This window comes from Tolumonas osonensis (assembly GCF_014202415.1).
GTDB classification, from domain to species: domain Bacteria; phylum Pseudomonadota; class Gammaproteobacteria; order Enterobacterales; family Aeromonadaceae; genus Tolumonas; species Tolumonas osonensis.
In genome coordinates, this window is record NZ_JACHGR010000010.1 from 20,361 (window position 1) to 46,920 (window position 26,560).

The 26,560-nt window shown below is 49.5% G+C and carries 20 protein-coding genes and 1 riboswitch; of the genes, 13 read left to right on the plus strand and 7 right to left on the minus strand.

What is annotated here, in order from left to right; genetic code table 11:
* Positions 1-28: 28 nt before the first annotated feature.
* From HNR75_RS13595 to gshA, 3 genes are all read left to right on the plus strand, one after another.
* Positions 29-928, plus strand: a complete 900-nt coding sequence (locus tag HNR75_RS13595; RefSeq protein WP_188027531.1) for a serine/threonine protein kinase — start codon at positions 29-31, stop codon at positions 926-928.
* A 19-nt stretch (positions 929-947) separates the two neighbouring features.
* The gene (locus tag HNR75_RS13600) at positions 948-3,056 is read left to right on the plus strand and encodes a type VI secretion system Vgr family protein (protein WP_188027532.1); all 2,109 of its coding nucleotides are present in this window, start codon (positions 948-950) and stop codon (positions 3,054-3,056) included.
* A gap of 764 nt (positions 3,057-3,820) precedes the next feature.
* Positions 3,821-5,431, plus strand: a complete 1,611-nt coding sequence (gshA, locus tag HNR75_RS13605; RefSeq protein ID WP_188027533.1) for a glutamate--cysteine ligase — start codon at positions 3,821-3,823, stop codon at positions 5,429-5,431.
* Between the two features lie 66 nt (positions 5,432-5,497).
* Here gshA and HNR75_RS13610 read toward each other — a convergent pair whose 3' ends face one another.
* A complete protein-coding gene (locus tag HNR75_RS13610; protein ID WP_188027534.1) occupies positions 5,498-6,175 on the minus strand; it encodes a glutathione binding-like protein in 678 nt (225 codons plus the stop codon).
* A 336-nt stretch (positions 6,176-6,511) separates the two neighbouring features.
* On the opposite strand from HNR75_RS13610, the gene HNR75_RS13615 reads away from it, so the two are divergent.
* From HNR75_RS13615 to HNR75_RS13635, 5 genes are all read left to right on the plus strand, one after another.
* A complete protein-coding gene (locus HNR75_RS13615) occupies positions 6,512-7,849 on the plus strand; it encodes a 2-hydroxycarboxylate transporter family protein (RefSeq protein ID WP_188027535.1) in 1,338 nt (445 codons plus the stop codon).
* Between the two features lie 62 nt (positions 7,850-7,911).
* The gene (locus tag HNR75_RS13620; RefSeq protein ID WP_281364954.1) at positions 7,912-9,345 is read left to right on the plus strand and encodes an NAD(P)-dependent malic enzyme; all 1,434 of its coding nucleotides are present in this window, start codon (positions 7,912-7,914) and stop codon (positions 9,343-9,345) included.
* A 131-nt stretch (positions 9,346-9,476) separates the two neighbouring features.
* On the plus strand, positions 9,477-11,090 hold the full coding sequence (gene dcuS / locus HNR75_RS13625) for a DcuS/MalK family sensor histidine kinase (protein ID WP_188027536.1): 1,614 nt from the start codon (positions 9,477-9,479) through the stop codon (positions 11,088-11,090).
* Entirely contained in the window at positions 11,087-11,806 is a 720-nt protein-coding gene (gene dcuR, locus HNR75_RS13630) for a two-component system response regulator DcuR (RefSeq protein WP_188027537.1), read from the plus strand. Before dcuS ends, dcuR begins: the two co-directional genes overlap by 4 nt.
* Before the next feature lie 281 nt (positions 11,807-12,087).
* A complete protein-coding gene (locus HNR75_RS13635) occupies positions 12,088-14,385 on the plus strand; it encodes a bifunctional diguanylate cyclase/phosphodiesterase (RefSeq protein ID WP_188027538.1) in 2,298 nt (765 codons plus the stop codon).
* A gap of 42 nt (positions 14,386-14,427) precedes the next feature.
* Here HNR75_RS13635 and thiD read toward each other — a convergent pair whose 3' ends face one another.
* The 4 genes from thiD to HNR75_RS13655 form a co-directional block, all read right to left on the minus strand.
* Positions 14,428-15,225, minus strand: a complete 798-nt coding sequence (gene thiD / locus HNR75_RS13640; protein ID WP_188027539.1) for a bifunctional hydroxymethylpyrimidine kinase/phosphomethylpyrimidine kinase — start codon at positions 15,223-15,225, stop codon at positions 14,428-14,430.
* Positions 15,222-15,857, minus strand: coding sequence for a thiamine phosphate synthase (gene thiE, locus HNR75_RS13645; protein ID WP_188027540.1), 636 nt, complete (start codon positions 15,855-15,857; stop codon positions 15,222-15,224). The genes thiD and thiE overlap by 4 nt, the downstream gene beginning before the upstream one ends.
* Positions 15,854-16,657 carry a hydroxyethylthiazole kinase gene (thiM, locus tag HNR75_RS13650; RefSeq protein ID WP_188027541.1) on the minus strand — a complete coding sequence of 268 codons (804 nt, stop codon included), beginning with the start codon at positions 16,655-16,657 and terminating at the stop codon, positions 15,854-15,856. The genes thiE and thiM overlap by 4 nt, the downstream gene beginning before the upstream one ends.
* 48 nt (positions 16,658-16,705) lie before the next feature.
* A riboswitch (TPP riboswitch) is annotated at positions 16,706-16,798 on the minus strand.
* A gap of 52 nt (positions 16,799-16,850) precedes the next feature.
* Positions 16,851-17,252 (minus strand): DUF2750 domain-containing protein, encoded by a 402-nt coding sequence (locus HNR75_RS13655; RefSeq protein ID WP_188027542.1) that lies wholly within the window; start codon positions 17,250-17,252, stop codon positions 16,851-16,853.
* Positions 17,253-17,513: 261 nt separating this feature from the next.
* On the opposite strand from HNR75_RS13655, the gene HNR75_RS13660 reads away from it, so the two are divergent.
* Positions 17,514-18,584: an ROK family protein gene (locus tag HNR75_RS13660; protein ID WP_188027543.1), complete on the plus strand. Its 1,071-nt coding sequence runs from the start codon at positions 17,514-17,516 to the stop codon at positions 18,582-18,584.
* Between the two features lie 116 nt (positions 18,585-18,700).
* On the opposite strand, the gene HNR75_RS13665 is transcribed toward HNR75_RS13660, so the two are convergent.
* The gene (locus HNR75_RS13665; RefSeq protein ID WP_188027544.1) at positions 18,701-19,222 is read right to left on the minus strand and encodes an Lcl C-terminal domain-containing protein; all 522 of its coding nucleotides are present in this window, start codon (positions 19,220-19,222) and stop codon (positions 18,701-18,703) included.
* A 1-nt stretch (position 19,223) separates the two neighbouring features.
* On the minus strand, positions 19,224-19,967 hold the full coding sequence (locus HNR75_RS13670; protein WP_246358959.1) for an Lcl C-terminal domain-containing protein: 744 nt from the start codon (positions 19,965-19,967) through the stop codon (positions 19,224-19,226).
* Positions 19,968-20,259: 292 nt separating this feature from the next.
* On the opposite strand from HNR75_RS13670, the gene HNR75_RS13675 reads away from it, so the two are divergent.
* The 4 genes from HNR75_RS13675 (at position 20,260) to HNR75_RS13690 (ending at position 26,490) form a co-directional block, all read left to right on the plus strand.
* Positions 20,260-24,891 (plus strand): RHS repeat-associated core domain-containing protein, encoded by a 4,632-nt coding sequence (locus HNR75_RS13675; RefSeq protein WP_188027546.1) that lies wholly within the window; start codon positions 20,260-20,262, stop codon positions 24,889-24,891.
* The gene (locus tag HNR75_RS13680; protein ID WP_188027547.1) at positions 24,888-25,253 is read left to right on the plus strand and encodes a hypothetical protein; all 366 of its coding nucleotides are present in this window, start codon (positions 24,888-24,890) and stop codon (positions 25,251-25,253) included. The genes HNR75_RS13675 and HNR75_RS13680 overlap by 4 nt, the downstream gene beginning before the upstream one ends.
* A gap of 152 nt (positions 25,254-25,405) precedes the next feature.
* Positions 25,406-26,161, plus strand: coding sequence for an RHS repeat-associated core domain-containing protein (locus HNR75_RS13685; protein ID WP_188027548.1), 756 nt, complete (start codon positions 25,406-25,408; stop codon positions 26,159-26,161).
* 59 nt (positions 26,162-26,220) lie between these two features.
* Positions 26,221-26,490, plus strand: a complete 270-nt coding sequence (locus tag HNR75_RS13690; protein ID WP_188027549.1) for a hypothetical protein — start codon at positions 26,221-26,223, stop codon at positions 26,488-26,490.
* Positions 26,491-26,560 lie beyond the last annotated feature (70 nt).

The window sequence follows — 26,560 nt, forward strand, 5'->3', positions numbered from 1 at the left end:
AAAACAATCAGCCAAACAGAGGCGCGGGATGAATATAGCTCTGTTCAAAGATACGACATCACAGGCATCTTCAAAGCAATTGCCGGTGAATCATACGATGCTGTGTGGACGATACACCCAGGAACATATTCTGGGTGTGGGTGGAATGGGCGTTGTTTACCGTGGTGTTGATACCATGCTGCAGGCATTTGGTGCGGCGGGTAACTACATTGCGATCAAGATGGCCTGTGCAGAACACGAAAATTATCCCGGTGCGGATAATCTGCTGTTTACCGAATATGAAATAGGTTCTCGTCTGAAGCACTCTAATCTGGTGGCGATCCGCCATTTTGATGTCTGCCGTCAGCAACAGAAAGCCTTTCTGATCATGGACTGGATTGAAGGACTGTCGCTGGAAGAGCTGCTTTACCGGCAACCGCTCCCGCCGGATATTACACTGCATCTGTCCCGGCAACTGGTCGATGCGGTTTCTTTCTGTCATCAGCAGGGCGTTGTGCACGGCGATATCAAACCCGCCAACATCATTATCTCCCCCAATAATCATTTAACGCTATTTGATTTTGGTATCAGCCGCTCGCTGTATCAGCCAACCTCCGCACACCGGAGTGCGATCCGGGCCTGCAGTTGCCGCTATGCCGCACCGGAGCTATTTGAAGAGCATATTCCGACTATTGCCACCGATGTTTTTGCGGTGTGCTGCGTCATCTACCGGTTATTCAGTGGCGAACACCCGTTTCAGGATACAACGGATGAAGCGGCAGCAAGAGGCGATGTCATTAAACCGCTATTTCACCGCCGTCACCTGCTGGATAAGGCTTTGCTGCAAGGGCTGAACTGGTCGCATAAAGCGCGTAGCTGCAATCTTGAACCACTGACACGGGTATTGTGGCAACTGACTTCTGATGATTTCAAAACCAGCTGGTTCTAATAAACAAGGAAAATACGCGATGTCGTTCAGCGATAATCTGGGTGGTTTGTTATCCGGTCTGGGTTCATCGGGCAGTGGCTTGTTCAGTGCTGATGAGGCCCGCTTCCTGCTCACAGTAAAAAATTGTCGTGAAGAAGTGCAGGTATTGCGCTTCAGTGCAGAAGAAGCGTTGAGTACCCCCTGGAGCGTGAATATTACGTTGGTTTCTGAGGCTTCAGATCTTAATCCGGAAGCGATGATTGGTTCGGAAGCTTCGCTGACACTGCTTGGCTCCAACGCACCGGGCTATTTTCATGGTCAGGTCTGGCAGTTTCGCCGGCAGACACAGGGAAAACGCCTGACGCAGTACCAGCTCATGATGCGTCCGGCGCTGGCCTGGCTGGAGCTGGGACGAAATCAGCGAATTTTCCAGCATAAAAGTGTGCCAGACATTATCCGGCTGCTTTTTCAGGAACAGCATATTGCCAGTGATCAGGTGCAGTGGAAATTAACGGCGGTTTATCCTCTACACGAATACTGTGTGCAGTATGGTGAAAGCGACTTGCAATTCATTCACCGTTTGCTGGGCGAAGAGGGTATTCATTATCATTTTTTGCATTCAGAAAAGGGCAGTCAGCTTATCCTCTCTGACCACCCGGCAGGGTGGAGCACCGGTCTGAATGCGGTGCAATACAAACCGGGAACCGGACAGGCGGCAGATGCAGATACGTTGCAGTCATTCCTGGTCAGGCACTCAGTATCTGTCAATGCAACTTGCCATCGTCATTTTGATTTTCATCAACCACTGCATCTGACGGATGTCCGGCAGCAGATGCCTGCAGTGGCTGGCGCACAGACACAAAACAGTGCCGGAAGTGCAGGCCGGGAGCACCTGAATTATTACTTGTATCAGTGTGATACAGCCGATACCACGCAGGCATCTTCACGCGTTAAGCGCCATCTGGAAGCGCTGCAACGAGAAAAGGTGACAGCGCAGGGACGTGGCAATCTGTCTCAATTACATTGTGGCTGGCTATTACCCGTGACCGGACACAATCGGGCTGAATTCAACAGCAACTGGCTGCTGACATCACTGACAGTCAGTGGTGAACAGCCGCAGGTATTGGAAGAGTTTAGTGGCGGTCAATCCAGCCTGAACTGCCAGTTCAGCGCGATCCCTTGGGATACACCATGGCGCCCTGATGTTGCTTCGGCTAAACCCAGATTGAGCGGTATACAGACCGCCACAGTGACGGGGCCAGCGGGTGAGGAAATTTATACGGATGAATTCGGGCGAGTAAAAGTTCAGTTTCACTGGGATCGGGAAGGTAAAGAGGATGAGAAAACATCCTGCTGGATCAGAGTGATGCATGACTGGGCTGGCAACGGCTACGGTGTAGTGCGTTTACCGCGGATCGGACAAGAAGTTCAGATCAGTTTTGAAGAGGGCGATCCGGATAAACCGCTGATCACCGGTTGTTTGCACAATGCGCGGCAGAAAACGCCCTGGGAACAGCCTGTCCATATGACCCGCAGCGGATTACGTACCGGCAGTAGTCCCGGAGGACAAGGTGCTAATGAGCTGCGGTTTGAGGATAAAAAAGGAAAAGAAGAGCTGCGCTGGCTGGCAGAAAAAGACTGGGACGTACAGATAAAAGCCAGCAGTCATACGCAGATCAATGGTACTCATGACCGCACTATCGGTGGCAACGATTACCGGGAAATTCAGGGAGAACAGCACGTTCGCCTGGAAGCCAATGCGCAAAAAGAAATCACGCTTGATCAGCATGGCACCATCCACGGTAGTGCAGAACAACATCTGGAACAAAAATGCCTGATTCAGGCCGGTCAGTCGGTTGCATGGCAAAGTCAGAACCAAATGATTTTCCATGCCGGCACGGAAATGACGATCAACGCTGGTGGCAGTTTTATCAAGCTTGATCCCAGCGGTATTACGTTATCCGGCCCGGTGGTGACAATGAATCAGGGCGGCAGTGCTCTGTCAGTGGGTGCAGAAGCGGCAGAATTACCGGCCAAACCAACCGGAGCACATTATGCGGGCACCGGGAAAGTGCCGGTAGTTAAAATACCGGAGAAAATAATCAAAATTGAACCTAAGAAAACTTATCCATTTGTGTATTCGGATTAGAGGAATGAAAAAAATATATATTTTTGTTAATTTTTTTTGTTCTGCATGTTCATGCAAAAACATTAGAAGATCAACCCCCTGATTTTTTAGAAAGAAACATGATGCCTTGCAAACAAGAAGATTCAATTGCTGAATTTTGTGTTAAAGATATATTTCATGGGTTGCCAGTGATAAAGAAAGTAATCCCAGATCCATTGCCTGTTGTTGCATTCTATATTGACCTACCTTTGTATAATGTTGAAGGAACGGCTTGGTTTCAATGCTAAGGAAGACTATTAAGATACAGAGCTAACACTAAAAAAATATAGTAAGAATAAAACAACATTAATGTGTGTGCCAGATGAGTGATAATTAATGAAATCATGAATACATATAATCCAGGTTCTTCTTTTAAATTTTCAAGTCCACGAGATAAGAATAGATAGTATCCTGTTCATAAGAAATATCTATAGTGGTGTCGGGCTTGCTAACGATTGAATTTTAAATGACATAAAAATAAATGCTAATTGACAATCATTTTTTACATATACAATTTTATTGTCACCATGGTCAATGAAACGCTTTATCTTTTATGAGATAAAACATCGAGCTGATTACAAGGTCGTTTTCGCTCAAAGCGCTCTTTTTCACGGAGGGCTATAGCTCAGATAAGCGTGACGAATGAACCACAGCACGTTATGCTCTGTAGCTATTATCATGTATCCATATGACATGATTGCGGATTTATCGCTTGTTGCAATCATTGTCCCGTCATGAGGTCTTCTATGTCGTCACCGTCTTTTTTGTCTGAAATCATCGAACAGTTGAGTGCACCGGAACGGGTGTTTGCTGTGCGGGGGATCCGGCGTGGCATTGAACGTGAATCGTTGCGTATCACGCCGGAAGGGCGGCTGTCATCGCTGGATCATCCGCGTCAGCTTGGTTCGGCACTGACACATGCCAACATCACGACCGATTATTCCGAGAGTCTGATGGAGTTTATTACGCCGGTTTCAGACTCACTGGATGTACTGCTGGCGCAGTTGGGTGATATTCATCTCTTTACCATGCAGCATATTGGTGATGAGCGGTTATGGCCGTTATCCATGCCGTGTTTTATTGGCGGGGAAGAGTCTATCCGGCTGGCACAATACGGACGTTCCAATATTGGGCGGATGAAAACGCTCTATCGTCAGGGATTGCATCACCGTTATGGCAGCATGATGCAGGTGATTGCCGGGGTGCATTTCAACTTTTCGATGCCGGACAGTTTCTGGAGTGAATGGCAGCAGTTACAGAACCCAGAGTGTTGTCAGTGCAAGTTGATCTCTGATAGTTATATGGGGCTGATTCGTAACGTTTACCGTTTTGGCTGGTTGATCCCTTATCTGTTTGGTGCCTCTCCGGCATTGTGCAGTTCATTCCTGCAGGGGCGTGATACCGGCTTGCCGTTTGAACGGGTTGGCAAAGGCACGCTCTATTTGCCGTATGCGACATCACTCCGGCTCTCTGATCTGGGTTATACCAATAAGTCACAGGCGGGTCTTAATATCAGTCACAGCAGTTTGCCTGATTATCTGACATCGGTCCGTCGTGCACTGGATACCAAAGATGACACTTTCACCGCGATGGGCATCAAGGTTGGTGATGAATATCGTCAGTTGAATGACCATGTTTTACAGCTTGAAAACGAGCTGTATGCGCCGATTCGTCCGAAACGGACACCGCGTTCGGGAGAGCGGGCTCTGGTGGCCCTGGAGCGACGCGGGATCGATTACATTGAGCTGCGTACGCTGGATATTAATCCTTTCACTCCATGCGGTGTTGAGTTGCAGCAACTACGTTTTCTGGATCTGTTCCTGGTCTGGTGCCTGCTGCGACCTTCGCCAGTATTGGATGCGGCGGAAATTGAGCGTAACCACTACAACATGAATCAGGTTGCGCTGGAGGGACGTCGTCCGGGATTACAGCTCCGGACTGCTCAGGGCGAGATACCGCTGCGGGTCTGGAGTGAGCAGTTGTTTGATGAATTACAGCTTGTCGCCCAGTTACTGGATCGTGCATATGGCCGGGTGCATTATCAGCTGGCGCTGCAGGCTCAGCATGACAAGCTAGCCGATCCGGAAAAGACCTTGTCGGCTCAGGTGCTGGCGCATTTACTGGCGCATGATCTGGATAATGACGAATTCGGACGGCAACAGGCCGAACTGTTCCGCCAGCAATTGCTGCATGCGCCGCTGCAATACTGGGAGGCGAATTATTTTGCTGACGAGGCGCAGGCTTCTTTGTTGAAACAGGCTGAACTGGAAGCGGATGATCATCAGTCATTTGATGATTTTTTGCGGCATTATCTGCAACTGCCGACGGCAGGCTATGTTCCCTGCGGTACGGAGTAATCCTTTCTTACGTCAGACGTGTTGGTACAGGCTGCGCGGTTACTTTACCGTTCGGCCTGTACGGTGTTATCTCTGTAGATTCTGTTCAATTAATCCCTGTAGCTGTGATTCGGTCAGGCTGGTTTCCCAGTCAAAATCGGCATATTTCTGCATGCCGCGTTGTACGTCATCCCGGGCCGCCATCATCTGCAGATAGCGGGCAATATGCGGGAACTGGCTGATATCCTGTTTCTGATGTTCATACAGGGTGATCCAGGGATAAATCGCCATATCCGCGATCGTATATTCCTCGCCGGCGATATAGGTCTTATCCGCCAGCTGTTTATTTAACACGCCGTATAGGCGGGCTGTTTCCTCGGTATAACGTTTAATGCCGTACGGTACGATTTCCGCGGCATAATGATTGAAATGGTGATTTTGTCCAGCCATGGGCCCCAGTCCGCCAATCTGCCAATGAAGCCATTGCAGGACAACATAACGGGCAGAACCGTTGGCTGGCAGGAACTTACCATGTTTTTCTGCCAGATAGGTCAGGATCGTACCAGATTCGAAGATCCCGATACCGGTGTCATGATCGATCAACGCCGGGATCCGGTTGTTTGGCGAAATGGCCAGAAAACTGGGCAGGAACTGATCGCCCTTACGGATATTGATCGGTATGACCTGATATGGCACATCCAGCGCTTCCAGCATCAGCGTGATTTTTTTCCCGTTTGGCGTTGGCGCATAGAACAATGTGTACATACTGTCCCCTTGCTGAGTTACAAATGAATTCGAATTGTTTTAATTTATCGCTATAATAACCGCGCGTAAACCTTGCTGGCTGAAATATCCAAATATTTGAACAACGCCACATTTTTTATAAATAAATCAGATGAAGCGTTAGGTCTGTCACAGACAAATAATAGTAAATGACTGCGTAAAATTCCTCTACCATACAAAATTAATCTTTGTCTGCTTACTTTAATTTCATAATCGGCAAATTATTTTCATTAAATAGTCTGCTCATTAAAACCTTATATAGTTTGGTTGTCATAAATCAAAATGAAATAGCAACCACACTGCTTAGGAGCAACAAAGATGAGTGAAATAAATCCGTCATCTGTATTGGAAAATAGCGGACAAATAAAAGAGTCCGGATTTTTCGGTAAATTAATGGATATTAAGGTAGGGGTTATTTCTTTACCGGTTTATCTGGTTTTATCCCTGATTGTTTTAATGGCTGCCAAAACCGGGAATCTGCCAAATGATTTAATTGGCGGCTTTGCAGTTGTGATGGTGCTCGGTCTGATCTTAAGTGAATTAGGCATGAAATTGCCGCTGCTGAAAAATATTGGTGGCCCGGCGATTCTGGCGCTGATGGTACCATCCTTCCTGGTGTACTGGCAGGTATTACCGTCAGGGGTGCTGGATTCAGTGACTACCCTGATGAAAAAGGCCAACTTCCTGTATCTGTATATCTCCATTCTGGTGTGCGGCAGTATGCTGGGCATGCACCGTCAGACACTGATCAATGGTCTGGCGCGTATATTCATTCCAATGATTGTCGGTACTGCCGTGGCGATTGCGACCGGTCTGCTGGTCGGGGTGTCGCTGGGTTACAGTGTTCATCACACCATTTTCTACATCATTGTGCCGATCATCTGTGGTGGTGTCGGTGAGGGTATTCTGCCACTGTCGATTGCGTACTCCGGCATTCTGGGCAATGAAGCGGGTACTTATGTGGCGCAGATGATCCCGGCGGCGGTTATCGGCAATATCGTGGCGATTATTGCGGCAGGTGTGCTGAAGCGCATCGCGGATCGTAAACCGGAATACAACGGTGACGGCGTGCTGGTGAAAAGCAGCGAGAATCTGGCGAATATGCCTTCTGCCGCCGATAAACCGATCGATTTCTCTATCATGGGCGCAGGTCTGCTGATGGCGTGCTCTTTCTTCATCGTAGGTACGGTACTGGCTCATTTCATCGGTATTCCGGGTCCTATCGTGATGATTCTGGCTGCGGCAACGGCCAAATCGCTGAAAATCATTCCTGAACGTTTAGAAACCGGTGCGTTCCAGCTATATAAATTCATCGCCGGCAACCTGACATGGCCGCTGATGGTGGGTCTGGGCATGCTGTATGTGCCACTGAAAGACGTTGCCGCCATTATCTCTCTGCCTTATGTGCTGACCTGTGTGGCGATTGTAATTTCGATGATCATCTCCGGTTTCTATATCGGCATGAAGATCAACATGTATCCGGTCGAAGCAGCGATTGTGACCGGCTGCCGTGGTGGTCTGGGTGGTACCGGTGACGTAGCGATTCTCTCTGCGGCAAACCGCATGTCTTTGATGCCTTTTGCTCAGATTTCAACCCGTATCGGCGGGGCAGCGACAGTCATTGCGGCAACAATTCTGCTGCAAATGTGGCACTGAGATCCGATGAATAATCCGTACTCTTCCAAAATGAATATCTGAAAAGATTGAGAGTAAATAATATGACTATTAATGCAGTTAAACATCACAATTATATTGTTCGTGCCATCGGTGGTGAAAAGATTAAATATGTGAATGAAATTATTCACGGCATTGAATCCAACCTGGGTGAAATTGAGAAAATTGAAACAGCATATAAAGGAAATAATGACAAATCGGTGCTGGTACATTTTCATGTCAATGATTTGACCAGTATTGCCAAAATAAAAGAGACGCTGGAAAACCGCTTTGGCGAAGCGGATATCCAGTTTATGGATGAAATTACTCATCTGCATCTGGGTGGTAAACTGGAAACCACACTGAAACACAGCATCGACAGCATGGCCGATCTGGCCAAGGTCTATACCCCGGGTGTGGCGCAGGTCTGTATGGATATCGCACATAATCCGGAACGGGCTTATGACCTGACCGTGAAAAAAAATACCGTGGCCGTGGTGTCTGACGGTACTGCGGTACTGGGGCTGGGTGACATCGGTCCGGAAGCGGCCATGCCGGTGATGGAAGGCAAGGCGGTACTGTTCAAACAGTTCGCCGGGGTGGATGCGTTCCCGATCTGTCTGAATACCAAAGATCCGGAAGAGATCATCTCGATTGTGAAGGCGCTGGCGCCGACTTTTGGTGGTATCAACCTGGAAGACATTTCCGCGCCGCGTTGTTTTGAAATCGAAGAACGGCTGAAACAGGAACTGGATATTCCGGTATTCCATGATGATCAGCATGGTACTGCCGTCACCGTACTGGCCGGTTTCCTGAATGCATTGAAAGTGTGTCAGAAAAACATCGCCGATGTGAAAGTCGTACTGGTGGGCATTGGCGCTGCCGGGATTGCTGTTTCCAAAATGCTGCTGAATGCCGGGGTGAAAAACCTGATTGGTATCGACCGTCATGGCGCTATCTTCCGTGGCGAGCCATACAGCAATGAAAGCTGGAACGAATATGCCCGCATCACCAACCCGTATAACGAACAGGGACTGCTGGCGGATGTGATTGAAGGCGCGGATGTGTTTATCGGCTTGTCTGGTCCGGGTGTGCTGAAGGTCGATTATCTGAAGAAGATGGCCAAAGATCCGATCGTCTTTGCGATGGCCAATCCGGCACCGGAAATTTCACCGGAAGAAGCGGCGCCGTATGTGCGCGTGATGGCGACCGGTCGTTCCGACTACCCGAACCAGCTGAACAATGTGCTCTGCTTCCCGGGGATCTTCCGTGGTGCGCTGGACTGTGGCGCCCGTCAGATCACCGAAGAAATGAAGCTGGAAGTGGCGAAAGCGATCGCGTCGGTCGTGTCTGATGAAGAGCTGTCGGAAAACTACATCATTCCGAACATCTTCAATAAAGATGTGGTGAAACGGGTGAGTGAAGTTGTGGCCGAAACGGCACGCCGCACCGGCATGGCCAAGATCAGAAATAACAAGTTGGAAAGTCTGACTGTGTAAAACCAAGGGATGTAACAGCGCACGTTCCGCACTCTAATTCCAGGAGAATCGCGGGACGTGCGGGATCTAACAATCCCGGTTGCGTGGCGCAGGTATAATCGCTGTCACGATCGAGAAAGGAAAAACCGTCAGTGTTAAAACAACGTTCACCGCTAAAACTTCGTTCCACCATCACGTTACTGGTCTGCTCTGTCATCGCTCTGGTTCTGTTTGTTGTTCACTCCGTCTATGTCACGCAATCCACCGAGTTATCCCGTTTAAGTCTTGAGGATAAGGCCAAAGCGGTATTGCATACCCTGACGGTATCGCCGTTCGTTGCGCAGGCATTGAGCAGCGACGACGGTAACAAAACGGATTTACAGGATTATATTGAACAGGTCCGGCAGCAAAACGAGTTGTTGTTTATTGTGGTGATGGATATGCAGGGGATCCGGCATACACATCCCGATCCGTCACTGATTGGCAAACATTTTATCGGTGGGGATGAGGTAAAGGCCTTGCATGGCCAGGAGTCAGTCTCCGAAGCCAAAGGGACGCTGGGACCCTCATTACGCATTATCAGTCCGTTATTTGATGTCCGGCATCAGCAGATAGGTGCCATCGCGGTCGGGATCTCGACCGAAAAGGTACAGGAAATCATTGCCGCTAATCGCTGGTTTACCTACTGGGCAATTGCATTTGGCGGTTTGATTGGCTCTTTCGGCGCCTTCTTTCTGGCGAGAAAGATCAAAAAAATCATGTTCGGCATGGAGCCTTCAGAGATTGCCAGTCTGCTGGAGGAACGCAATGCCATGCTGCAATCCATCCGCGAAGGCATTATTGCGGTAAACGCGAAGGAACAGATCACGCTGATTAATGACGAGGCAAAACGCCTGTTACGACAGAACGGGGATCTGGAAAATCTGCTGCAGACCGAAGGCAGCAAACACTGGCCGGCATTACTGCATTTACGCCAGGTACTGGCCAGCGGTCATGCCCGTCGGGACGAAGAAATTGAGTTGAACGGCAGTACCTTGCTGACTAACAGTGTGCCGGTGCGGGTGAATGGTCAGGTGACCGGCGCGATTGTCACGTTCCGCGATAAAACCGAGGTCAGTCAGCTGATACAGCGGCTGAGCGGTATCTCGCATTATGCGGAAGCACTGCGTGTGCAGGCGCATGAGTTCATGAACAAGCTGCATGTCATTCTGGGGATGGTCAACATCCGCGCGTACGATCAGCTGGAAAATTACATCATGGACACTGCCAATTATTACCATGAGGAGGTGGGTTCCCTGATCCGTCAGATTAAAGATCCGGTTATTGCCGGGTTTATTCTCGGTAAAATGAATCGAGGCCGGGAACTGGGAGTCGAGATCAGTGTCACGCCAACCAGCTATTTGCCTGAATCGGCTAGGGTGGAAGTGACGCATGAACTGGTCACCATACTGGGTAATTTAATGGAAAATGCCATGGAGGCTCTGGATGGATATGATTCGGCGGCGATTGTGCTGACCTTTGATCACGATGAGGATCGTCTGCGCTGTTCTGTGAGCGATAATGGTAAGGGGATCGAGCCTGCAGTCGCTGCGCATATCTTTGAGCATGGCTTCTCGACCAAAGGCACCCGCCGTGGCATCGGGTTGTACCTGGTCCGGCAGAGCCTGGAAAAACTGGGTGGTACGATTGAATGCCAGTCGAAACCGGGTGAGGGCACCCGTTTCATCATTTCATTACCTTATGCCAGCAAGGAGTTCAGTTTGTGATTAATGTACTGATTGTCGATGACGACCCGATGGTGGCTGAACTCAACCGCCGCTATCTGGAGCAGGTCGAGGGATTCTGCTGGCAGGGATCTGTCTCTACCATTCAGGCGGCAAAGCAGAAATTACAGGTGAATGATCCACCGATCGATCTGGTGCTGCTGGATATTTATATGCAGAAGGATAACGGCCTCGAGCTGTTACCGGTGATCCGGCAGATGCAGAACAATATTGATGTGATCATGATCTCTTCGGCCAGTGATATGCCGGCCATCAAACAAGCGCTGCGTTATGGTGTGGTCGATTATTTGATCAAACCGTTCCAGTTCGCCCGGTTCCAGGAAGCCTTGTCGGCCTACCGGGAAAAACATCAGGTGCAGGAGCAACGGGATACGTTGAGTCAGGCTGAGCTGGACAATCTGATCCGGCGTAGCAATACGCCATCGCCGACAGACAGGATCAGGCTTCCGAAAGGATTAACCAAACTGACACTGCAATCGATCTGGGAGTGGATCAAGGGGCATAAACAGGGCTTCTCGACAGAAGAAATGGCCACCGAGATCGGTATTTCGCGCGTCTCTTGCCGCAAGTATCTGGTGTATATGGCAGAAATCGGCGTACTGGATACCGATATTTTTTACGGCTCGGTAGGTCGTCCGGTTTATCTGTATAAACTGGTTCCGGCCAAAGCCGATGTCATGGACGCACTGCTGCGCTGACCGAAAAAACTGCCGGTATCTAGGGGTGACGATACCGGCAGGGTTTGTAGATTTCATAACGAAACAACACTGACTTGCTATGTCATGTATATCTTAGAGCTTTCTCGCAAAATCATTATTTTTATGTAACTAATTAAATTATTCTGTATATAAATCGTCGGATTTATATTTGAATTCCATCGGTCTGTCTGCCTCGTGATAATTTTCACACCGGATGCGCCAGCAAGAGTATGCGTCATGAACCGGCTAACTAAATGGACTTCTCGTTAGTGAAAAAAATAATGCATACAACCCGCTTGCACCGTCAGATTGTCAACCGGGTTGGTTTGATTGTGATTGTTCTGGCCTTTCTGGTAACGGCAAGCTGCATCAGCGTTATGAACTGGCTTTATCACAAATCCGATGCAGAACAGGTGGCTGCCGGGTTAGGAAAGGTAGAGCTGTTACTGCACAATGAGCAGGATGAACTGAGCCGGGCGGTGCGGGATTATGCTGTCTGGAATGACGCCTATGAGTACATGTCCCGGCCTAATCTCAAATTTGAAACGGATAACTTTACCCAGCAATCACTGAATGTGATGCAGCTGGACTTTGTTGCCATGATGACGGCGCCGGATAAGGTGCTATTTTCTTCCGAAATTAATGCGGTCATCCCGGACCCGAAAACAACCCCAGCCATCAATTCACCTTCGTTGTTCGCGATGCTGGCAAAATTACCGGACTGGCAGAAAAGTACCGGGGAGAAGACGCAACCCCGATCATATCTGACCTTCATCAACGGACGCCCGTTATTACTGGCCGTGTCCGGCATCTTCGATTCATTACAACAACAGCCGGATAATGGCCTGATGATTTTCGGTCGCTATCTGGATGGTCTGTATTTGCAGCGTCTGCAACAACTCGCAGAAAGCCGTTTGCAGTTATCAGTGCACACGCCGGAAAAACCGGTCGCCCGCACCGCATTTCACTCGGAAGAAACAGCCAGTAAGCGTTTGACCGGCTGGCAGGTACCGGAACTCTGGTTGCAGGTCAGCACCGACATTAACTGGCAGCCCCGTTATATGGTGATGGCGCTCTTTACAGGTGGTTTGCTGCTGGTGTTGTTATTTGCTTCCTGGTCATTACAGCATTTACTGAATCGGCTGGTGGTCGCTCGAATTGAAACCTTTGCCGATCTGGCATGGCGTCGCAAGCAGGGCGAGCGGGTTTACTGGCCGGTTGAAGGGCAAAATGAGCTGGATCTGCTGGCGCGCACCTTCAATGAGCTGATGGATGAGGTGCAATCGGCACAAAAGAATATGTATGACCTCAGTATTACCGACCCACTGACATCCTTGGGTAACCGGCGGGGCATGGAAGAACACGTTGTAAAAATGATGACCAATTGCCAGCTGGGGGCGTCGCTTTCCATGCTGTTGATGGACCTGGATGGCTTTAAACTGATCAATGATAGTCTCGGCCATGCTGCCGGTGATTTGTTGTTGCAGGAAGTTGCCCAGCGGATGCGGCAGGTCATGCGCCGGCAGGATAAATTATTTCGTCTGGGCGGAGATGAATTTGCGGTACTGATGCCGCATACGACTGCCGGACAGGGACAGCTGCTGGCTCAGCGGTTACTGGATATCCTGGAAGACCCGATCCACTTCGGTCATCATAAGTTAAGTGTGACCGGCTCCGTTGGTGTGGCGGAATGGGACGGTGAAGCCGATGGTCTAGAGCTGATGCGTCATGCTGATCTGGCGATGTATGCCGCGAAACGGGATGGTAAATCCTGTGTCCGTCTGTTCGAGAAGGGCATGAGCGGCGTGGCATCGGAACGCATGACACTGGAACAGGAGCTGCGCCGGGCTATTGCAGAACGGAACATTGAGCCTCATTTCCAGCCGGTGATTGATACCGGCAGTGGCAACGTGGTGGCGGTAGAAATGCTGGCACGCTGGCAGCGCAACAATCAGCCGGTTCCGGCGCTGGGCTTTATCCGTCTGGCAGAGGATTTGGGGCTGATAGGCCAGCTCTCCATGCAACTGCTGGAGAAGGGGCTTAAGGCCTTACGCCGTTTCCGCAGTCACTATCCGGAGCTGCGGTTGCAGATCAATATCTCTCCGCTGCAATTTGCGGATCCCGGGCTGGCAGCCAGCATACTGCAGCTGGTCGCGGAATATGACTTGCCGTCAACCGCGCTGGCCGTGGAGCTGACGGAAGGCGCGATGTCGCTGTATCCGGAACAGGTGGAACAGACGATGCAGCAATTTGTGGATGCCGGGGTCAGCCTGCATCTGGATGATTTCGGCACCGGTTACTCCTCGCTGGCCCGACTGCGTGACTTACCGTTTGATACGGTCAAACTGGATCGTTCCTTTGTCATGATGCTCGGCGAAGGGGATACCACGCTGTCACAGGCCGTCTTTGATATGGCGACCGGTCTGCAGATGGATTTAATTGCCGAAGGTGTGGAGAATCAGGCGGAATATGAGGAACTGCAGGCGATCGGTTATCGTCAGATGCAGGGTTTTATGTTTGCCCGGCCGATGCCTGAATCCGCGCTGATCGACTGGCTTCGGGCACAGGCGGCCGCCTGATAACGGCAGATCCGGTATCAGCCCGGATCTGCGTTTTCCTGCCTACCACCACTGGTAAAAATGGTGTACCGGACCGATGCCCTGTCCCACATCCAGCTCATCGGCGTGAGCCAGGGCGCCCGACAGCCAGGTCTTGGCGTTAGCGATGGTTTCTGGCCAGTTACGGTAACGCGGATATAACGCAGTGATCGCAGACGACAGAGTACAGCCGGTGCCGTGGGTATTTTTAGTCTGAATACGGGGAACGGTAAACGGCATGGTTCCCTGCGCCGTGATCAGCCAGTCCGGACTGTTATCGCCGTTCAGGTGTCCGCCTTTCATCAGTACCGCCTGACATCCCATGTTCAGTAACGCCTGTCCCTGCGAGACCATTTCGGCTTCAGTCGTTGCCTCATCACACCCCAGTAATGCGGCGGCTTCCGGCAGATTTGGCGTCACAATGCTGGCCTGCGGCAACAGTTGCTGACGTAATGCTTCAACCGCCGAATCGGCCAGTAAACGATGACCGCCTTTGGCCACCATGACCGGATCCAGCACCACACAAGGGGGTTGCCATTGTCGGATGGCCGCTGCCACGGCGGTGATAATGTCACTGTCCGCCAGCATACCGATTTTTACCGCATCGACCCGGATATCGCTGAAGACTGCCTGACATTGGGCCGAAATAAAGGTGGGTGGCACCGCATGGACCGCCTGCACGCCCTGCGTATTCTGCGCGGTGAGGGCAGTAATGACGCTCATGCCATAGGCACCGAGGGCGGAGAAGGTTTTCAGATCGGCCTGGATCCCGGCGCCGCCACCACTGTCGGAACCGGCGATAGTTAATGCGTGAGTGATCATTGTCTGGCCTCCTGAATGAGTTGTCCTAATGTCCGGGTCGCCTGAACCGGATCGGATGCGGCGCAAATCGCGGAAACGACGGCGATACCATCCGCTCCGGCCCGGATCACGTCGGCTGTCTCCAAATGTCCGATCCCGCCGATGGCGACGACCGGTTGCCGGATCCGGGTCATCCAGTCGCAAAATTGTACCAGGCCGATCGCGGGATCTGCATCTTGCTTGGTGCCGGTCGGGAATACCGGACCGATCCCAAGATAATCGGCCAGTGCGCAATCATCACTCTGCAGGTGCTGCAAGTTTGACACCGACAGACCAAGGATTTTGTCCGGATCTAATAACCGTCGCGCGACCTGCAGCGGCAGATCGCTTTGGCCGAGATGAACGCCATCGGCATCACAGGCCAGCGCGATATCAAGATGGTCATTGATCAGATAAGGCACACCGGCGTCACGGCAGAGCGGCAGCAGCTGTTGTGACAGCCGCAGCCAGTCGCGTTTTTTCCATTGCGGTGCCCGCAACTGGATCGTGGTCACACCGGCATCCAGTACCCGCTGGGTCAGGCTTACCGCCGCCTCAAAGCCGCCGCACATCACCGGATCCAGAACCAGATAGAGTGATAAGTCAGGTTTCATGCCAGCGCCTCTGTAATGGTGATCGCATCCAGCAGATAGAGATTATCCAGAAACAGCGGTACAAAACTGCCCGGACCTTTGGCTCTGGCGGCCGCCCGCTGACCGGCAATCGCCATTACTGCACAGGCACTGGCGACAGCGTTCAGTCTCTCTTCGGCCGGACAGCCGGCGACAAACGCCGCCACGACGCTGGAAAGTGCACAACCGGTCCCGGTGACGCGGGTCATCAGCGGATCGCCGGCTTTAATACTGACGACGCGTTCCCCATCGGTGATGTAATCTATTTCTCCGGTGACGGCGACAATGGCGCCGCTGCGGGTAGCCAGAGCCTTGGCGGCATCAATGGCCTGGTCGCTCTGGTTGGCACTGTCGACGCCTTTACCCGCTGCAGCCTGGCCCGCCAGCGCCATGATTTCAGACGCGTTGCCACGGATGGCGGCCGGATGTTGCTGCAGCAGTTCCTGGCACAATTCGGTCCGGTAAGGGAGCACTCCTGCCGCGACCGGATCTAACACCCAGGGTGTGCCGGCCCGGCTGGCGGCCTGCACGGCGATGCGGATCGTCGCCGCCTGAGCAGATGTCAGCGTTCCGACATTAACAGAGAGGGCCGAGGCGATGGCCGCGAAACTGCCGGCTTCTTCCGGCGCGGTGATCATGGCGGGTGCCGCGCCCAGTGCCAGCAGGACATTGGCGGTAAAACCGGTCACGACATCGTTGGTGATGACATGCGTGAGTGGGGCTGTGCGGCGGAAACGATCAAGCTGGGCGATAATGGTGGTTGCGGGTAAAGCTTGCGGCATAAGTCCTCCTTCAAAATGGCAGACAAAATGCGCAGCAGAAAGGAGGACGATTTCACAGTCGTGAACTCCCTACGCTGGCATGATCCAGATCAGGTGTTACGGGTATTTCTCAGCCACAGCGTGGCACCCCGGTCACATTCATCTGCATTCTGGCGGTCGGGAGGTACGACTGTCAATAAAACTCCGTTGCGGATTATTTCTTCCGGTTCAGCTTCGCCATTTTCCGCAACAGATCATCCGCGACGGTTTCCGGATCTTCCACAACCCCATCGGCATCGGCTAATGGAAATACCGCGACCGCGACGCCGTCTTCATGCATCCCCTTAACCCAGCGATCCAGCCACGTTTTCAATGGCACGGCATAGGTTTCGCAATCGGCAAACTCATCACCAGCCCAGGCTCTGGCATAGTCCGGGTGTGGCCATACCGGAATACAGTCTTCATCGTCAGCGGACAACGAGACACAACCCTCCTGATCTTTCAGGATCCAGATCTCTCCCTGCGTCACCGCCTGCTGCAGGAAATGGTGATAACGCTGCTCGGCATCCTGAGCCTGAATGGTTTGAAATTCTTCCGGGGATAATTGATAAGTCATGATTTACGCTCTGTAATGGAATATCCGATGATATCTGCATCATTCGGGAGGAACAAACATCGATTCATCATAAGCTCACCCGCGAGCGGTATACAATGCTAATATCGATAGGCTGAATTCCCCGCGCAATGCCGGTCGGATACTTTGCCTAGAGACGTAACAATGGATATCAATGGAAAGAACAGAGTGGTCAGCCTGCTGCGACAGCATCCGCATTCCAGGGTTGAGCTTGCAAAACAAACGGGACTGGTAAAGTCATCCTTGACCAAAATAACGCAGCAATTGCTGAATGATGGCATTATCGAGGAGGTCGATGTTACCCAATCCTCATCCCAACCCCGATCCGGTGGGCGGCCGCAGACATTATTGCAGTTAACGCCCCGGGTTAATCACAGCCTCTGTTTCTATGTTTCCACAGAAAATATCTGCGGAAATCTGATTGATCAGACCAATACGATTATTGATGCGTATCAGCAGACATGGGATTTAACTCAGCCTGAAAATGCCTTGTCTGTAGAGCGTTTTGTCGATCTGATAAAAAATATTGCCATTCAGCTCTGCGGCCGGAATCAGCTTGTACTCACAGACATCAAAATTATTACCGTGGCCACGCAAGGCAAGCTGGCGCAGGCATCAGGCAACGTATTTTACAGTCAGCTATTTAAAGACAAGCATTTTAATCTGACGGCAGCTATTACGGCTGCGACCGGTGTTGAAAGCAAAATCTTTAATATCGCCTATTGCTCATCGCATCGTATCCAGCAGCTTTATCCTCAGCATGACAGCTTCATTGCCGTGCTGCTCGGTTATGGCGTCGGCGTGGGGATCGTGATTGATAAGCAGATCATTCTGGGACCCGAGGGCACCGCGCCTGAGATCAGTCACGTCACCTATTCCGAGCATGGACCGCTTTGTTATTGCGGGGCCCGCGGGTGTGCGGAAACCTACCTGACCTATCATGCCATTCTTGGCAAGATCGCCCGATCTGAACCGCGGCTGCTGCCGGATGATTCGATAATGAAGCAACTTGAACAGATTAATCTGGAGTTGAGCCGGCATAACACGCTGTGTGAACAGGTTATTCGCGAAGCGGGGCGGGTACTGGGACATGTTCTCAGTCAGCTGATTACGATTTTCAATATCAAGACCATTATTCTTAACGGTGAAGTGAGCGTTTTTTATCCGTTGCTCAAGGAAGAGATTGATGCCTATCTGTCCGGGCACAGCGATTATCGCTATGGAGCAGGATCTACCCACATTCTGCGGGAACCGGATGATAATGTGGCTTTCCTGGGGCTGATCGAACTGACCAACGAATCGTATCTGGTATAGCAGCAAACGCCGGCTTGAAAAGCGTTCATTGTGTACCCGGTTTACCTATCTCGGCGTGATATCCAGCTTCTTTGACTTTGGTTTGGTGTATCACTCTTGTGTGAATTAAAATTGTTTTATCTTATGGTTCTTACCAGTCGAATCAGACCTTTGTTAAGCTTATTACTCCAGCTGTCATAGCCATAATCGGATGCAATACCCCAGGCATAGGCACCATCTGAGATTACTGGTGAAATCGACCAATACCAGTAAGATGGTGTATTGGGGAATGCATGGATGTTGACTGCCGGATAGTTACACTGCCGGTTAGACAGTGTTCGTAACTCCTTAACCGTAGGAAGTCGCCAGTCGTTGTATCCAGCCAGCTTCTTCCCACGCTGCTCTTCTGCATACAACAACGCCTGCTGCCAGTTCATTTCGGTTGCTTTTCCATTCGTACAATCTTTACCAGATAAGCCAGCCGGGCAGATTTGCCACATCAGGTGGGTATTGAGATCAGTTACTGTCCCGTCATTGTCGATTTGATAACGAGCATCAGGCGTATCAACAGGGGTGTGCTCATAGTCGCAGGTTTGCGCACTGACAGATAGTACATGACTTGCCAGCAGGCCAAACAATAATCCGGATAAATGCTTCATGCTATTTTCCTCCCCGAACCAAGCGCACATGCAGTAAATTTTGTTTATTATCCCAATCGCTCCCACCACCTTTAAAATAAACATCCCAGGCATTAGCTGGTAGTGTCGCCACTGGTACGGATGTCCAGTAGGCTGCCGCTACAGTTTCCGGAAAATACCGGGCGTCAATAGCCGGTGCTGATTCATTCAGGTTGGTAATACTGCTTAGCTCATCCACGTTTGGCATCCGCCAATCATGGTATCCACAGAGCTCTTGCTTATTAAGGGCTGACACATAACCAGAGGTGTCACAGTCGCTGCCTTCACAATGGCCACCATTTTTTATACCAATGAAACCGGCATTGATTTTCGGATTTTCCTGATACCAGGTATAGGTGGCATCTTTGTTCTGAAGACCTGATGTTGTTTTTATTTCCCAGATAAGCCCTGTGACATTGTCCCGCACGCATGACCATGCTTTAGCGTCTGAAGATAAATCATGACCATCTTTATCCAGTTTGGTGAAACTAAAACCAGCATGACCATCACTGTCATTAGAATCCGTTACATCACGTCCACTTTCATGCTGGCCAGGAAAACCGGTCACCGGACATTGTAAACGGGCATGCTGATTATCAGCACAGGAGGTGATCCCTGTGTCATTTCTTCTGATTTTTGGTTGTGCGGCATTATCGCCACAGCCGGATAAACTAATGCAGCTAAGCCCTGCCAGCAGCAAACCATGCCATGTCATATGAAACTCCATTTGCACAAATAATATCCGGATAACAGAAAGGGAGGGGATATTGCGTTCCCTTAGCAGAAAAACGTAAAAGACATAAGTTTATTGGATTCCTTGGAGTCCTTATTGTAAGCTTCAATAAGTTCCAAATGAATGTGTTTATTTAAAGATAAAACAATAAGGATCGAGCATGCGGATAAAACATCCTTGGTTATTGGCCGCTATACTGGCCAGTGGGCTTCCGGTAGGTGTACTTGCACAAAATCCAGGTGGGTATTCTGAACCCTCTTTTTATGGTTTGTTCCAAGAGCCGCCGATGGTAACTGGCACAGCAACACCCTCGGAACTGGCAGATCTTTCAGTAGCATTACAGCAATATAAAACTGCTCATGACCCAATGCAGACAGAAGCGATTGAGAATTTTCTCAGTGCTCACCCTCACTCAGCCTGGAAAAACTCTCTTTGGCTGAACCTGGGTCTGATTTATCAGCAATCCGGTCGTTATTCTGATGCTATTCAGGCATATGAGCAGGCATCCGAAGGGATACGGGTATTAAAAAATCATGATATGTCTGTGCTGTCCGACCGGATCTATGCAGCCCAATTGTCACTGCATACCCAGCTTGGGCATCAGCAGCAAGTAGAGCAGTTATTAAAGCTGACGGGTTCCCATCAATCTGGTATTGCAGATGCTTCCATTGCACAGGCCAAACGCGGATTGTGGGAAATGCAGAATAACCCGCAGGAGTCACTCCGTTGTGGCGTTGTCGCCTTGGCGGAACTCCTGAGACAAGGTGGATTATCCGGTAGTCAGCAACTTTTCTCCCTGCTTGCACCGAAAGGTGGCTTCTCACTGGCCGAACTGCAAAATATCGCAGGTCAGCATCATTTCCAGTCCAGCGTCATTTACACAAACCACCAGATCCCGGTTCCGGCAGTGGTACATTGGAAGTCTGGGCACTTTGCTACCGTGCTGGCCAAAAACGGCGATCATTACACCGTTGCAGACCCGATATCCGGTCAGAATAATGAAATGACCTCGGCCAGTATTCTTCGTGAATCCAGTGGTAATTATCTGGTGGAGAAAAAACTATCCGGTATCGGTAAACCCGTTGATCTTACGGCAGCAAACGCGATACGTGGCGCGGGATACACAGGAAGCAGTGATAGCACCGCGACCTCTGATTCAGATACGAAAGACTGCAACGATACATGTCAGGGTGCTGGCAGCTCCAAAGGTATGCCTCATTATGCGGTGACCTCTATGCTGGTCAGTCTGAACATCACCGACACCCCCGTTGGTTATAAGGCAAGTGTTGGCCCCGATGTTAATTTCACACTGACCTACAACCAGCTGGAAGCCACTCAACCAGCTACGTTTACCTTCTCCAACCTGGGGCAGAAGTGGAACCATAACTGGATGAGTTGGGTACAGGATAACCCAAACAGCCTTGGCAATAATGTCAAAGTCATACTGGCTGGCGGTGGTGCCCGCACGGAGCGTGGTTATAACAGCGGTAGTGGCGAATTCACCGCTGAATCCACTGACGGCACGAAACTGGTGTTGGTATCGACCAGTCCGATCAAATATGAACGCCGGTTTGCGGATGGCAGTAAAGAGATCTATACACAATCTGACAGCAGCTCATCATCTACCCGTCGGGTGTTCCTTACTTCCCGTATGGATGCCCAGGGTAATGCGGTTACCCTGATTTATGATGAAACGCAACGTCTGACCACCATTGTCGATGCGGTGGGCCAGAAAACCACACTGGAATACGGTAATAGTGCTCATCCGTTGCTGATCACCGGTGTCACCGACCCGTTTGGCCGTTATGCGAGTATTGAGTATGACGAGAAACAGCGCCTGAATGCGCTGACAGACAGTATCGGCATGCGTTCATCGTTCAGTTATAACAGTGGCACATTTATCAATGCCATGACGACGCCTTATGGCACCACGTCATTCATCACTGGGCAGAATGGCATTCAGCGCTGGCTGGAGGCAACGGATCCGCAGGGCAATAAAGAACGCGTTGAGTTCAACCACGGGGCGGCGGGCATTCCATTCAACGAAGGAATCGTGCCTAGAGGAATGAATCTGTTTAACAGTTATATCAATGGCCGTAATACCTATTACTGGGATAAAACAGCCATGAAAGAAAGTGCCGGTGATTATACCAAAGCGCTTATTCACCACTGGTTGCATGATACACACAATACTAGCGTGACCGCACCGGTGCATGAAAGTATCAAATATCCGCTTGAAAACCGGATCTGGTTTAACTACCCCAACCAGGGCTGGGGTGGTGCAACCGGCGCGTTAGATAAACCATCTATCATTGGTCGTGTACTGGATGATGGTAGTACACAGCTGACTAAAATCAGTTACAACAGCATTGGAAAAGTAACCCAATACACCGATCCGGCCGGACGTGTCACGACCATGACCTACGCCGATAATCTGCAGGATTTAACAGAGGTAGCTCAGGGCGGTAAACAAATTGCGGCGTATACCTGGAATGAACAGCATCTGCCACTGACCTATACCAATGCAGCAGGTCAGACGACCACTATGACCTATAACGATAATGGTCAGCTTACCAGCGTTACCAATCCGTTAAAGGAGACTACCCAGTATACCTACGATGAAAGTGGTCACCTGATTAACATCATCAACCCGAAAGGCAAAGTCGCGACCCAATACACGTACGACGATGCGGGCCGGGTGGTCACGACCATCGATGCATTGGGATATACAGTCAATTACGAGTATGACAAGTTAGATCGCCTGACGAAGACCACTTACCCTGACGGCACCGCCCGTACTTACACCTGGGATAAACTCAATGTCAGCAGTGTGCAGGATCGTTTAGGGCGCACTACCCAATATGATTATGATGAACTGGGTCGTCTGGTATCAGAAACGGACCCAATAGGGCGAACGGTTCAATATGGCTATTATGAAAACGGTCGCCTTAAGACCCTGACGGATGCCATGGGGCGCACCACATCATGGAACCGCGATATTGAAGGGCGGGTGACCCGTAAATTATTACCGGATGGTTCTGTCACCCGTTTTGATTACGACAGCAGTAGTCGTCAGATCAGCCAGACAGACCCGCTTGGTCAGGTTAAAAAACTGAGCTATACCGGCGATGATAAAATCGCAACCATCAACTACAGCAATGCACAAAGTGCCACATCAGCTGTGTCATTCAGCTATGACAGTACCTTTCCGCGGCTGACTCGCATGACTGATGGTACCGGTGAAACTACCTATACCTACGGTGATCTTGGTGCAGTTGGCGCATTGCAACTGGTGAAAGAAACACCGGCGGGCAAACAGCAGCCAATCACTTACCGCTATGATGCCGCCGGGCGCGTACTGAGCCGTACGGCCGGTGAGAATACCGATTCATGGCAATACGATACTCTGGGCCGAGTCGCTCAACTGACTAACGCTCTGGGGGTCTTTGACTATACCTATCTGGGCGAGACCAATCAGGTGCGCAGCGAAGCCTTACAACATTCTCCATGGCGTACAGACTATGTGTATAGCGGCAATCAACTCGACCGGCAGTTACTGGCCATTACTCACCCAAGGAAACTCATCGGTGCTAAATCCATCTTCACCTTCCACGACGAAGAAGGACGTCTGCTGCAGCGTCATGATTGGCCACAGGGTCAGCATGACCACTATGAGTATGACAATGCCGGCCGTTTAACTGCGGTGATGCAGGGTAAATGGCAGGGAAACCGGGGTCATGAAGAGCATGGTTTCTGGACTAAACCGCCCTTCGGTAAAACCACCTTTGACTATGATGATGCCGATAACATGCTCAGCATCACCAAAGGCCGGAAACAAACCACCTTTACTGCGAATGACGCGAATCAGGTAGTAACCGAAAACAACCAGAGCTATAGCTATGATGCCAACGGCAACCTGCTGGATGACGGTCGTTTCACCTACACCTGGGATGCGGAAAACCGCCTGCTGATTGCGACTAACAAAACCAGCGGAGCTATTAGTTCATTTGCTTATGACGGTTTGTCTCGTCGTATCAGCAACACTGAAACCGTCAAAGACAGTGCCGGCAACAGTCAATCCATCACCTCTTATTTTCAGTGGTGTGGCGATACACTGTGTATGGCGATGGACAGCAGCGGCGCTGTGACTGATCGGTATTATCCACAGGGGGAACAAATCAACGGTAAAAACCGTTACTACGCTACCGATAAACTTGGCAGCGTGATGCAGGTGGTGAATGCCAATGGTTCCTTGCTGGGTGAGTCGCGCTATGATGCCTATGGTAAACGCGAACTGAGCATTGGGTCACAGCCGCGCTTTGGTTATGCCGGTATGTTCCGTCATGAACCAACTGGACTAAACCTGACGCTGTATCGTGCTTACAACCCACAAACTGGCCGCTGGTTAAGCCGAGACCCGATTGGCGAAAATGGCGGGCTGAATATTTATGGATATGTGGGGAATGATCCGTTGGGCAGTGTTGATCCACTGGGGTTAGATCGCGAAGTTATATTTTGGAGTCCGCTACCTCAGCTAGCTTCTATGTTCGGACATGTATCGTCTAGAGGTGGCAATGGGGAGAATAATTCTTTTGGTCCCTCAGGATGGGATAAAAAATACCCGACAGCAAATTCATACATTGAACGGCAAACACAAAATAATAAAAGAACAGGGTTAGGTGTTGTCGTTGACTTAACATCAGAACAAGATAAAAACTATGATAGTTGCATGAGTGACATAAAAACAAATAAAGAATCATATAATGAGTTATTGAATAACTGTACAACAGCCGCCCAGACTTGCCTCATAAATGCAGGTGTTAATATTAATCCATCTGTGATGCCTGGTTCATTTCAGCAAGAATTAATAAATAGCGGTACTGTTGAGTCATTTAATTGGTATGGACCAAAAAAATGAAAAAAATAATAATGTTTAGTTTGTTCTTTGTGCTTATTTGTGTTTTTTCAATGTCGGGATATGACATTAAAATTACAAAAAAAACTGATATATATCAATCTGTTGAAAATGTTTCAGTTGATGAAATGGTAAAGATTACCACTTTAGATGAAGGTGTTTTAGTTAATGTACTTGGTTGTTTTGATAGCAAAACAGATATGTACTTTTATGTGCGAGACCAGAAAAATTACGGATATATATATGATTTTAATTTTCATGCCATAAAAAATTGGACTTTATCACTAGATAAAGTCAAGTATTTTTTCAAGGAACCATTGGCAAATATTCAGTGCTTAATCATGGTTTCTAGGTTTTCAAATTAATTCATAGGGTGACCTCCGAGCCTTTCAAGGCGAGAAGGTCATCCTTTTAAATAACCCGTTCACTTTTCATAAAAACTGTACACCACATGTAAGATCTCTGTTTAAAAAACATAAAAATCAGTAACATACAAACAAAGGATAAGGATTTCAGGATGCAGGAGCGCTCAGCAAACTCACAAGCGGGGATGGAGTTGGTGAATGCCCATGGTAAACGCGAACTGAGCATTGGGTCACAGCCACGCTTTGGTTATGCCGGTATGTTCCGTCATGAACCAACTGGACTAAACCTGACGCTGTATCGCGCCTATAACCCACTGACCGGCCGCTGGTTAAGCCGAGACCCGATCGGGGAAAATGGTGGGCTGAATGTTTATGGGTATGTGGGGAATGATCCGCTGGGTAGTGTCGACCCACTGGGGTTACTTGTGAATGTAACACTTGATAAATCATCAGGGGTTATTACGGTCCAAGATAACAATACACGCCAAAGTGTTTCCGCATATGGGTTTACAGGCTCTCATAATCCTAGTGCATTTGACCCTGAACCATGGAAAGAAATTCCACTGCCTAATGGAACTTACTGGTTAACACAAAATATTGGACCAGCTAAGGATGCTCATGCTGATTGGTATTCAGTGTTAGAACAAAAGAGTAATGTTGATGATTCTTTCTATGACAATGGGAAATTGAGGCATGGAGCAAGATTTCACAATGGGGGATTTATTTGGGGCTGTTTAACAGTAGATAAATATAGAGATGAAGATAACAAAAATTGGAATCTAATTAAGCAACTTATATCCAATACACATGTAGGTGAAATCCAATACAATCCAGGTAAACGCTGGTATCAAATATCAGAGCAGCCATCTGTGCCTATCATTCTTTATGGAACGGTGACAGTAAAATGATTTATTTATTAAAACGAATAACACTCTTATTATTTTTTTAATTTCCATTGGTGCGGGTAGTGTTTTTATCTCAAGAATCGTACATACGAAAACTTGAATTGCAGGATAGATTGGATTTCTATGCCATTATACTATTGAATGTTGATTTTGATGCAGAGTCTGTTGATTCGTTTGTACAACTGGTTAAAGCAGATGCATCTGCTTTAACCAAGAGTTTATCTGTATTTGAGCAAAGTCATCACTTTTCATTACTGAACAACGAACAGCAACTAAAAATTAAACAATGGAAAATGAATACTGAATTCATAGCCAAAACCGATAAGACTTAATATCTATGGGTATGTGAGGGTTCCTGCTCTAGTAGCATCCTGTTAGCTGGGGTGGGCCCTCATTTGGTCA